This window comes from Streptomyces sp. NPDC006265 (genome assembly GCF_040613555.1).
Classification (GTDB): domain Bacteria; phylum Actinomycetota; class Actinomycetes; order Streptomycetales; family Streptomycetaceae; genus Streptomyces.
Genome location: NZ_JBEXSH010000284.1, coordinates 1 through 9,795, shown reverse-complemented (window position 1 = coordinate 9,795; position 9,795 = coordinate 1). Strand labels below are relative to the sequence as shown.

The following is a 9,795-nucleotide window of genomic DNA, read 5'->3' as shown; positions in this document are numbered from 1 at the left end:
CGAGGGTGGGCTCAGTCTTCGCCGGACGTCTGCCCCCGGCGCGGTGTCTGGGGAGACTTCGCGGCCTCCGCCTCGGCCTTGGCGTCGCTCACCGCGGCGGCGGCCTGCTTCCCGGCCTCGTCGGCCGCCGCGGCAGCGTCGAAGGAAGCCGTCCAGCCGGCGTTGAGCTCCGGAGTCCGGTCCTCGCCCGACGGGTGGGCAGCGCCGGCGTCGGCTCCTTCCTCCGGTTGCGCCGCCGGCTGGTCGCCGAACGCACGGGTGACGGTCCGGATCGCCTCGGTCAGCTCCCCCGGGATCACCCAGAACGTGTTGTTGTCGCTGCTTGCCAGGTGCGGAAGCGTCTCCAGGTACTTGTAGGCCAGGATCTTCGCGTCGGCGTTGTTGCGATGCACGGCCTGGAAGACCAGCTCCACCGCCTTCGCCTCACCGTCCGCCCGAAGGATCATGGCCTGTTGCGTGCCCTGTGCCTCCAGGATGTCCTTCTGCTTCGTGCCTTCCGCGGTGAGGATCTTGGCTTGCCGCTCCCCCTCGGCGTGCAGGATGGCCGCACGCTTGTCTCGCTCGGCCCGCATCTGCTTCTCCATCGCCTCCTTGATGGTGTGCGGTGGATCGATGGCCTTGATCTCGACGCGGTTGACCCGGATGCCCCACTTGCCGGTGGCGTCGTCGAGGACGGCGCGCAGCCGGGAGTTGATCTCCTCACGCGAGGTGAGCGTCTCCTCCAGGTCCATGCTGCCGATGACGTTCCGGAGCGTGGTCACGGTGAGCTGGTCGATCGCCTGCAGGTAGTCGGCGACCTCGTAGGCCGCCGACCGGGGGTCGGTGATCTGGTAGTAGAGCACGGTGTCGATGTTGACCACGAGGTTGTCCTCGGTGATCACCGGCCTGGGGTCGGACGAGTAGACCTGCTCGCGCACGTCGAGCTTGGTGTTGATGCGGTCCGCCACCGGCACGACCAGATTCAGCCCGGGCTGCAGCGTTCGGCGGTACCGGCCGAACCGCTCGATGTTGTAGCGGCGCGCCTGCGGGACGATCCGCACGCTGGAGGCCACCAGGAAGACGACGACGATGGCCGCCACGAGGGCGAGGATGACAACCGGGTCCACAGTGCCTCCGTTGCTGTGCGTTCAGCCGTTCACGGAAGAAGCTCGCGGGGGTAGACGATCGCCGTGGCGCCTTCGATCTCCATAACGTCCACCAGCGCCCCCACCGGGATCACGAGGCTTTCGTCGAAGGCGCGAGCGGACCACTCCTCGCCGGACAGTTTGATCAGGCCACGGGTCGCGGTGACCTCCTGCGTGACCTCGGCCCGCTTGCCGACCAGCGCGTAGCTGCCCTCGTGGACGAGGGGCTGCTGCGCCATGTGCCGCAGCGCGACGGGACGGACGAAGAAGAGGCCTGCTGCCGCCGCCGCGGCGAAGGCCAGCAGCTGGCCGAGAAGGCCGATGCCCACACCGGCGACCACGGCGGCAACCAGCGCGGCACCGGCCAGCAAGCCGAGGACCAGTGTCAGGGTGAAGAACTCCGCGGCACCCAGTGCCGCGGCGGCGAGCAGCCATACGAACCACGGCATGGAATCGCCCTCCTTCAGGGGCCTTCTCCACCAAGTTACCGCCCCGAACGCCGGACAGACAGATCAGCGGCTGCGGTTCTCACCCGATCGGGATGCCGGCACCGAGCGCGACGGGAAGCGGCTGTGCACTGCCCGCCGCTCTCGCCGCTCCATGTCGGCTCCCTGTGCCGGGTGCGATGATGCGCGGCACCCTCGTGCACCGGAAGAATGCGAGCGGACCTGGGTGCACGAGACGGCGGCGCCCAGCTCTCTCCCCCGGGCTGGTCGGCGAGGACGCCCCGGCCGGCCCCCTCCCCCGCGTCCGGTTCGCCGTCCAGGCGGTACTCGCGATGCTCCTCAGCCATCTGTTGCGCACTGGGTGGTGGCCGCTCACGGGAAGGCGGAGGCTGAAGCCATGACCATCGACGTGACGGCCGAGCGCGTCATCCCGCTACCGCCCGAACGCGTCGCGACGTACGCCATGGACTGGCGCCACGACGCCGACTGGACCCAGGGCATCCGCACGGCGGAACTCAGCGCGGAGGCGGCAGGCGGCGGCTTCGGCACCGGCGCCGAGGTCACCCGTACGGCGTACTTCCTGGGCCGCCGCATCGACTACGTCCTGCGGGTCGCCGCATACGATCCGCCGCGGCTGCTGGACATGATCTCCGTGGCCGGCCCGATGCCGATGCACATCACCTACACCTTCGAGCCCCACCCGCGCGGCACCCACGCCCTCATCCGCGTACAGGGCGGCGAGGGCGGCTTCTACCGGCTGGCGGCACCACTGCTGGCCGGGCGGGTCCGCGCCAACCTCGCCAAGGACCTGCGCGACCTCGAAGCGAGGCTCCTGGAACAGAGGTGAGCCGACGACGGCGTACGACGAAGGACTCGCGCAGCGGATCCGGGAGCGCCAGTTCGTCAGCGGCCTCACCCTGGGCGCCAACAAGGGCTGACGCACGCCTCCCACTCGTTCCCAGCCCCCGGAGCACCACCAGTGACCACCGAACGCCGTCTCCCCCTGCCCGGCATCGCCTACGGCGGCGACTACAACCCCGAACAGTGGGCCGAGGAGGTGTGGGCCGAGGACATGGCCCTGATGCGCGAGGCCGGGGTGACCATGGTCAGCGTCGGCATCTTCTCCTGGGCCCAGCTGGAGCCGTCCGAGGGCGTCTACGACTTCGCCCGCATGGACAAGATCCTCGACCTGCTCCACGAGAACGGCATCGCCGCCGACCTCGCCACGCCGACGGCCGCGCCGCCCGCCTGGTTCTTCCGTGCCCACCCCGAGGCACTGCCGGTCGACCGCGACGGCCGCACGCTGTCGTACGGCAGCCGCCAGACGTTCTGCCCGTCCAGCCCGGCCTACCGCACCGCGGCGCTGCGCATCGCGGGCGCACTGGCCGAGCGGTACGCCGACCACCCTGCTGCTTGCAGAGGGACGGTGAACCCTTGTCGGTTCGTGAGGCCGGCCTACCGGTGGCTCGCCGACTCCGACGGCCGGTGGATCGGGCCGGTGATCTGGGTCAGTGGCCGGCCCGTGCCGTGGTTGGCCTGGGCGATGATCTCCGCGGTGATGGAGATGGCCGTCTCCTCGGGTGTGAAGGCTCCAAGATCGAGGCCGATGGGGGAACGCAGCCGGGCCAACTGGTTCTCCGTGACGCCCCGCTCGCGCAGGCGGCGTATGCGCTCGTCGTGGGTGCGCCGGGAGCCCATGGCCCCGACAAAGGCGACGGGCAGGTCGAGTGCCAGGCGCAGCAGGGGAATGTCGAACTTGGCGTCGTGGGTGAGGACACATACGGCGGTACGCTCGTCCACCTCGGTGCGTTCCAGGTAGCGGTGGGGCCAGTCGACCACCACTTCGTCCGCGTGCGGGAAGCGGGCGGGAGTGGCGAAGACGGGGCGGGCGTCGCAGACGGTGACGTGGTAGCCCAGGAAGCGGCCGGCCTGGCTGAGGGCCGCGGCGAAGTCGACGGCACCGAAGACCAGCAGGCGCGGCGGGGACGCACGGACATGAACGAGGACGGACAGCCGTTCGGGGCATGCGTCTGCCTGCCCGCCGATGTCGATGCGGACGGTGCCGCCCGCCCGCAGCATGGCCCTGGCCCGGTCGGCCACTGCCCGGTCCGTCGGGCCGCCGTCCACGCGCCCGTAGGCGACACGGCCGCCGCCGAGCACGCTCAGAGTGGAGCCGAGGAGGCGCTCCGGGCCGTCCACGACCTGTGCCACGGCGACCGGTCGCCCTTGAGCGATCGCGGAGAGGGCTGTGGACAGGTGCGGCTGGGCTGCGGGATCGATGCGCTGGACGAAGACGTCGAGTTCGCCGCCGCAGGTCAGACCGACGGCGAAGGCGTCGTCGTCGGAGTAGCCGAACCAGGCCCGCCGCGGAGTGCCCCGGTCACGGAGCACTTGTCGGCACGCCTCGTAGACCGCTCCCTCGACGCAGCCGCCGGAGATGCTGCCGACGGCGTTGCCGTCCCCGTCCACCGCGACCGACGTACCGACCGGCAGAGGGGCGCTGCCGTGCAGGCCGGCGACGGTGGCCAGGGCGAAGGGGCGTGCCTCGCGGCACCAGCGGTGCAGTGTGTCCGCGATGTTCAGCATGGCGTTCTCCGTAGCAGGACCAGGATCGGCAGGTGAGCGGGCCGCCGCCCCGACGCCGGGGAAACGTCACGCGGCGGCGGCCCTCGGAAGTCCGGCAGCTGGACGGGGCGGGCTGCCGGACGATCGGTGTGCGCACCGTCGGCCCGATGTGGCATGGATCAGAGCAGCGCCTCTGCGGTGATGGGCAGTTCGCGGACGCGGCGGCCGGTGGCATTGAAGACCGCGTTGGCGATGGCGGGCGCCACCCCGATCATCACGAGCTCGCCGAGACCCTTGACTCCGAGCGGGTCTGCCTCGCGGTCCTCGCCGTCCAGGTAGATCGCCTTGAGGTCGGGTATGTCGGCGTTGACGGGGACGAGGTAATCGGCGAGGTTGGCGTTGACGACGCGTCCGTCGCGGTGGTCGGTGAGCGTATGCTCCAGCAGGGCCGTGCCGATACCGCCGACCATGCCGCCGAGGGCCTGGCTGTCGGCCAGTTTGGGGCTGATGATGCGGCCCGCGTCGTACACGCCGAGCACACGCCGCACCCGCACCAGACCGAGCGTCGCGTCCACCGCCACCTCGGCGAAGGTGGCGTTGTAGCCGTAGAAGGAGTGACGTTCGGGGCCCGAGGGCGGGGCGAAGGAGCCGTCCGCTTCCAGGTGGGTGCGGTCGTTGCGGGCCAGCAGCCGCCGGTAGGTCTCCCCGAGCGCGGGATCGTTCTTCACGTGCAGTCGGCCGTTGCGTACCACGACATCGTCGGCCGCCACCCCGTACAGCGGCGACTCGCGGTCTCCGACGGCCAGTTCGATCGCCTGGCGGCGGACTTTGTTGCAGGCGTCGAGGGTGGCGGAGCCGACGCTGGCCATGGTCATCGAGCCGCCGTGCGGTGGGGTCGGCGGGTAAAGAGAGTCCCCCAGCCGGAAGGTCACCGTGCGCACGGTCAACCCGAGTGCGTCGGCCGCGACCTGGGTCTGGGAGGTGTACGTACCCGGGCCCATGTCGGTGGCGGCCGCCTCGACCAGCGCGGTGCCGTCGGCGTCCAGACGGGCCCGGGCCTGGGCGGGCATGCGCGCGGTGTCGTAGACGCCGGCGGCCATGCCCCTGCCGATCAGCCAGTCCCCCTCGCGCGTGGCGCGGGGCCTGGGGTTGCGGCGATCCCAGCCGAACTCGCGCGCGCCGACCGCATAGCACTCGCGCAGCCGACGGGTGGAGAACGGCAGCCCGGACGACTCGTCCTCGTTCGGCTCGTTGCGCCGGCGCAGCTCGATCGGGTCGACGCCGAGCTTGTGGGCGAGTTCGTCCATGGCCGACTCGATGACGAAGGAGGCCGTCTGGAAGCCGGGGCCTCGCATGTACAGCGGCGTGGGCAGATCCAGCGGCACCGTCCGGTACCTCTGGGTCACGTTGGGCATGCTGTAGAGCATCTGTCCGGCCGCCAGGATGGACTCGGTGAACGTCTCGTACGACGACGTCTCGGCGTCCAGCTCGTGCACCGCGGCGGAAAGCCGGCCGCGCCGGTCACTGCCGAGGCGCAGGTGGTACTCGTACGAGGGCCGGAAACCGGTACCGAGGTACATCTGCTTGCGACTGAGGACCAGCTTGACCGGGCGCTTCGTCTCGCGGGCGGCCAGCGCGGCGACGACCACGTGCGGCCAGCAGCGCAGCGCTGTGCCGAAACCGCCGCCGACGAACGGTGAGATGACGCGCACCGCGTCCGTCTCCAGGCCGAACACCGCGGCGAGTTCGGTCTGCGTGCCCACCACCCACTGGGTCTTGTCCCACACGGTGAGCTCGTCGCCGTCCCAGCGAGTGATGGTGGCGTGCGGCTCCATCGGGTTGTGGTGGTTGCGCGCCGTGCGGTACGTCAGGTCCAGCCGTACGGCCGCCGCGCGCAGGGCCGCTTCGGCGTCGCCGCGTGCGTAACGGGTCGGCTCGTCCGGCTCGGCCTCGGTGAGGTCGGTCGAGGACTGTTCGGCGTCGTAACCGACCTTGACCAGGCTCGCGCCGTGCTGTGCGGCCTCCAGCGTGGAGGCGACCACGACGGCGACGGGCTGACCGTGGAAGCGGACGCGGTCGTCCTGGAAGACGCGGAGTCGCCGGCCGGGTGGATTGTTCGACCCGGAGTTGTCGCGGTACGCCAGCTTCGGCGCGTTGCGGTGGTGGAGCACCTTCAGGACGCCCGGAAGGGCTTCGGCGGCGGCGCTGTCGATCGATGTGATGTGACCGCGGCCGATGGCTGCGTCGACGATGACGGCGTGAACGGACCCCTCGACCTCGTGCTCGGCGGCATACAGCGCCTGTCCGGTGACCTTGAGCCGGCCGTCCACCCGGGACAGCGGCGCACCCACGGCTGCCTTCGGCTGGGGGCTCACTTGGTACCTCCTACGACGCGCAGCTGGCGTTCGACAGTGCGCTTGAGCAGCTCGACCTTGAAGTGGTTGTGCTGAAGGGGGCGGGCCCCGTCCGCCGCCTTCGCGGCAGCGGCCGACCAGAGAGCGCCCGAGGGGCGTTCGCCGACAAGGTGCTGTTCGACGGCGGGCAGCTTCCAGGGCACCGTGCCCACGCCCCCGGCGGCGACCCTGGCCTCGCGGATCACCCCGCCGCGTACGTGCAGCGCGACGGCCGCCGACGTCAGGGCGAACTCGTACGACTGCCGGTCACGCACCTTCAGATAGCCGGACCTGAGCGGGCGGGGGAGAGCGGGGATCTCCACCGCCGTTATCAACTCACCTTTGCGCAGGGCCTGTTCGCGCTGCGGGGTGCTGGCGGGCCGCAACAGGAATTCGGTCAAGGGGACTTGGCGTGGCCCGTCCGGGCCCACCAGGCGAACGCGTGCCTCCAAGGCGGCGAAGGCCACGGCGGCATCGGACGGGTGCGTGGCCACACAGGCGTCGGAGGTCCCGAGGATGGCGTGCGTGCGGTTGACGCCGTGCAGCGCGGCGCAGCCGGAGCCGGGCTCGCGCTTGTTGCAGTCGGCGGTGACGTCCCGGAAGTAGGTGCAGCGGGTGCGCTGCATGATGTTGCCGCCGATGGTCGCCATGTTCCGCAGCTGGGCCGACGCACTCAGCTCCAGCGCCTGGGAGACGACGGGATACAGGGTGCGCACCTTGGTGTGGGCGGCGGCCTCGGACATGGTCACCAGGGCGCCGATGCGCAAGCCCCCGCGCTCGGTGACGGTGATCTCGCCCAGCGGCAGTCCGGTGATGTCGACGAGGGTCTCGGGGCGTTCGACGGTCTCACGCATGAGGTCGACCAGGGTGGTGCCCCCGGCGATGTAACGCCCGCCGCGGTCACCGGCGTCGAGGGCTTCGCGGGTGTCGGAGACGCGGGTGTAGTGGAAGGGGTGCATGGCGGCCGATCCTCACTTCCGGCCCGCGGTCTGCTCCACCGCGCGCACGATCTTGACGTAGCAGCCGCAGCGGCAGATGTTTCCGCTCATCCACTCCCGGATCTCCGACGGCGAGCCGGTGTGGCCCTCCTGGATGCAGCCGACGCCGGAGAGAATCTGTCCGGGGGTGCAATAGCCGCACTGGAAGGCGTCCTGGTCGATGAACGCCTGCTGCAGCGGGTGCAGTCGATCACCCTCGGCCAGGCCCTCGATCGTGGTGACGTCGGCTCCCTCCAGACGCACCGCGAGCGTCAGGCAGGCGTTGTGCCGCTGCCCGTCGACCAGGACCGTGCACGCCCCGCAGGCCCCGGCGTTGCAGCCGTTCTTGGAGCCCGTGAGTCCGAGGTGCTCGCGGAGCAGGTCCAGCAGTGAGGTGCGGTTGTCGACCGTCACGGTATGGCGGGTGCCGTTGACCGTCAGGGAGACACGGCTGGACGGCGGCCTCTCGGCGGCCGTCGCTTCCTCCGGGCCGGCGAGGAACGTGCCTCCGATCACGCTCCCCGCGACGACGGCACCACCGACCGCTGTGCTGGCGGCGATGAACGTGCGCCGAGTCGGCGCCAGGGAGGACTCGCCGGCTCCGGTGGGTGGTGGGGCGGAAGGTTCGGGGAGTTCAGTGGACATACGTACGCCTTCGTATCGCTGACGGATCGGCCGTACACCTCGGCGGGACGCGAGAGTGGATCGTCGTCACCGCGGAGAAGCCGGCAACCGCGCGCTCTGGCAGCGGCCACCGGTCACCTGGGGAGTCTCGCACCACCGGCAACGCTCGTGGCAGGGAGACTTTCCTCCCCCCTTGAAGCTCCGTCAGAAGCGACTGACCTACGTCTTCGGGGGCACTTGCGCGCGCTGCAAGGCAGGCGGCAGTCCCCCGGGGACGCCGTGGCGTCCTGAGCGAGCCCCGAATGGGCGTGGGACGGGCCGGGACTACTGGGAGCGGGTGCGTCGGCCGTTGTACTGCTGGTCGGTGACCGGCTCGGCCCAGGTGGTCTCGGGAGTGCCGTCGCCTGTGCCTTCCCACAGGGCGATGTGCTCCATGAAGCGGTCGGGGGCGGCGCCGTGCCAGTGTTCCTCGTCCGGCGGGCAGGCGACGGTCTCGCCGGGGTGGGCTTCGAAGACGGTGCCGTCCCGGGTGCCGATCAGGGCGATGCCGGAAACGACGTGCAAGGTCTGGCCCAGGGCGTGGGAATGCCAGTTGGTGCGGGCGCCCGGGGAGAAGCGGACCACGTTGGCGCGCATCCTCGACGGCTCCTGGCCTGCCACGATGACGTCCCACCACACGTCGCCGGTGAACCAGTCCGCCGGGGCCTTGCTGCTGGGCTGCTGCGTGATGAACTCCATGGTGCCTCTCAGCTCTCTTTCCTGCGTGGGCTGTCTTCAGCGGGCGACGTAGCCACCGTCCACAGGGAGGGCGACACCGACGACGAAACTCGCTCCGGGGCTGCACAGCCACAGGACCGCCTGGGCGATCTCCTCGGCGGTGCCGAGCCGGTTGACGGGCTGGTTGGACTCGGCCTCGGCGCGGTCGAGTTCTCCCTTGGCGATCATGTCGCTGACCATGGGGGTGTCGATGGTGCCGGGGCAGACGGCGTTGATGCGGACGCCTCGGGGGGCGTATTCGAGTGCCGCGCTGCTCGTCAGGCCGATGACTCCGTGTTTGGAGGCGTGGTAGGACGCGCGGCCGGGCAGGCCGACCAGGCCGCCCAGGGAGGAGCAGTTGACGATCGCGCCGCTGCCCTGTGCACGCATGTGCCGCAGCTCGTGCTTCATGCAGGCCCACACGCCGCGCAGATTGATGGCGTTGACGCGGTCGAACCTCTCGGCGGGTTCGTCGGCGGCGTCGCTGGGCGGGATCTGGATGCCGGCGTTGTTGTAGGCCATGTCGAGGCGGCCGAAGGTCTCGACCGTGCGGTCGACGGCGGCGGCGACCTGGTCCTCGTCGCTGACATCGCAAGTGAGGGCGAGGGCTTGGTGGCCGGCGTCGGTGAGTTCCTTCACGGCGGCGTTCAGGCCCGCTTCGTCGACGTCGGTGAGGGCGACGGCGGCTCCGGACCGGGCGAACGCGCGGGCGGTCGCCAGCCCCATACCGGCGCCGGCCCCGGTGACGAGGGCGACCTGGCCGGTGAAGTCGTAGCTTGGATTCACGGGGTGTTGTCCCTTCAGGTGGAGAGATGTGGCGGCACCACTGATGTCAGGGGTGCCTGGACGAACTGCGGGGGCACGACGCCTTGCCGCGACGCCGTCAGACCATCTGGCCGCCGTCGACGAC

At 70.7% G+C, this 9,795-nt stretch carries 9 protein-coding genes and 1 pseudogene; 2 read left to right on the top strand and 8 right to left on the bottom strand.

All coding sequences use genetic code 11. The features are described 5' to 3' along the window. Positions 1–11: 11 nt before the first annotated feature. Positions 12–1,106, bottom strand: a complete 1,095-nt coding sequence (locus tag ABZ281_RS22765; protein ID WP_356658118.1) for an SPFH domain-containing protein — start codon at positions 1,104–1,106, stop codon at positions 12–14. Positions 1,107–1,135: 29 nt separating this feature from the next. Continuing rightward, on the bottom strand, positions 1,136–1,573 hold the full coding sequence (locus ABZ281_RS22760; RefSeq protein WP_356658116.1) for an NfeD family protein: 438 nt from the start codon (positions 1,571–1,573) through the stop codon (positions 1,136–1,138). Positions 1,574–1,967: 394 nt separating this feature from the next. Between ABZ281_RS22760 and ABZ281_RS22755 the strand changes: the two genes are divergently transcribed. Continuing rightward, positions 1,968–2,417, top strand: coding sequence for an SRPBCC family protein (locus tag ABZ281_RS22755; RefSeq protein WP_356658114.1), 450 nt, complete (start codon positions 1,968–1,970; stop codon positions 2,415–2,417). A 132-nt stretch (positions 2,418–2,549) separates the two neighbouring features. Beyond that, a pseudogene (locus tag ABZ281_RS22750) lies at positions 2,550–2,981 on the top strand (beta-galactosidase); the annotation flags it as partial. 44 nt (positions 2,982–3,025) lie between these two features. Here ABZ281_RS22750 and ABZ281_RS22745 read toward each other — a convergent pair. The 6 genes from ABZ281_RS22745 to ABZ281_RS22720 all read right to left on the bottom strand — a co-directional run bounded on the left by ABZ281_RS22745 (position 3,026) and on the right by ABZ281_RS22720 (position 9,671). Then, the gene (locus ABZ281_RS22745; RefSeq protein ID WP_356658112.1) at positions 3,026–4,156 is read right to left on the bottom strand and encodes an XdhC/CoxI family protein; all 1,131 of its coding nucleotides are present in this window, start codon (positions 4,154–4,156) and stop codon (positions 3,026–3,028) included. A 158-nt stretch (positions 4,157–4,314) separates the two neighbouring features. Continuing rightward, positions 4,315–6,510 (bottom strand): xanthine dehydrogenase family protein molybdopterin-binding subunit, encoded by a 2,196-nt coding sequence (locus ABZ281_RS22740; protein WP_356658110.1) that lies wholly within the window; start codon positions 6,508–6,510, stop codon positions 4,315–4,317. After that, complete coding sequence (locus ABZ281_RS22735) at positions 6,507–7,487, bottom strand: xanthine dehydrogenase family protein subunit M (protein WP_356658108.1); 981 nt, start codon at positions 7,485–7,487, stop codon at positions 6,507–6,509. Before ABZ281_RS22735 ends, ABZ281_RS22740 begins: the two co-directional genes overlap by 4 nt. A 12-nt stretch (positions 7,488–7,499) precedes the next feature. Then, the gene (locus ABZ281_RS22730; protein WP_356658106.1) at positions 7,500–8,150 is read right to left on the bottom strand and encodes a (2Fe-2S)-binding protein; all 651 of its coding nucleotides are present in this window, start codon (positions 8,148–8,150) and stop codon (positions 7,500–7,502) included. Positions 8,151–8,453: 303 nt separating this feature from the next. Beyond that, on the bottom strand, positions 8,454–8,867 hold the full coding sequence (locus ABZ281_RS22725) for a cupin domain-containing protein (RefSeq protein WP_356658104.1): 414 nt from the start codon (positions 8,865–8,867) through the stop codon (positions 8,454–8,456). A gap of 36 nt (positions 8,868–8,903) precedes the next feature. Then, positions 8,904–9,671, bottom strand: coding sequence for a glucose 1-dehydrogenase (locus ABZ281_RS22720; protein WP_356658102.1), 768 nt, complete (start codon positions 9,669–9,671; stop codon positions 8,904–8,906). Positions 9,672–9,795: the final 124 nt, after the last annotated feature.

What these genes read in the sequence shown, in the direction of transcription:
- ABZ281_RS22760 (WP_356658116.1), bottom strand. Translation starts at nt 1,573, where the DNA reads ATGCCGTGGTTCGTATGGCTGCTCGCCGCCGCGGCACTGGGTGCCGCG.
- ABZ281_RS22755 (WP_356658114.1), top strand. Translation starts at nt 1,968, where the DNA reads ATGACCATCGACGTGACGGCCGAGCGCGTCATCCCGCTACCGCCCGAA.
- ABZ281_RS22745 (WP_356658112.1), bottom strand. Translation starts at nt 4,156, where the DNA reads ATGCTGAACATCGCGGACACACTGCACCGCTGGTGCCGCGAGGCACGC.
- ABZ281_RS22735 (WP_356658108.1), bottom strand. Translation starts at nt 7,487, where the DNA reads ATGCACCCCTTCCACTACACCCGCGTCTCCGACACCCGCGAAGCCCTC.
- ABZ281_RS22730 (WP_356658106.1), bottom strand. Translation starts at nt 8,150, where the DNA reads ATGTCCACTGAACTCCCCGAACCTTCCGCCCCACCACCCACCGGAGCC.
- ABZ281_RS22725 (WP_356658104.1), bottom strand. Translation starts at nt 8,867, where the DNA reads ATGGAGTTCATCACGCAGCAGCCCAGCAGCAAGGCCCCGGCGGACTGG.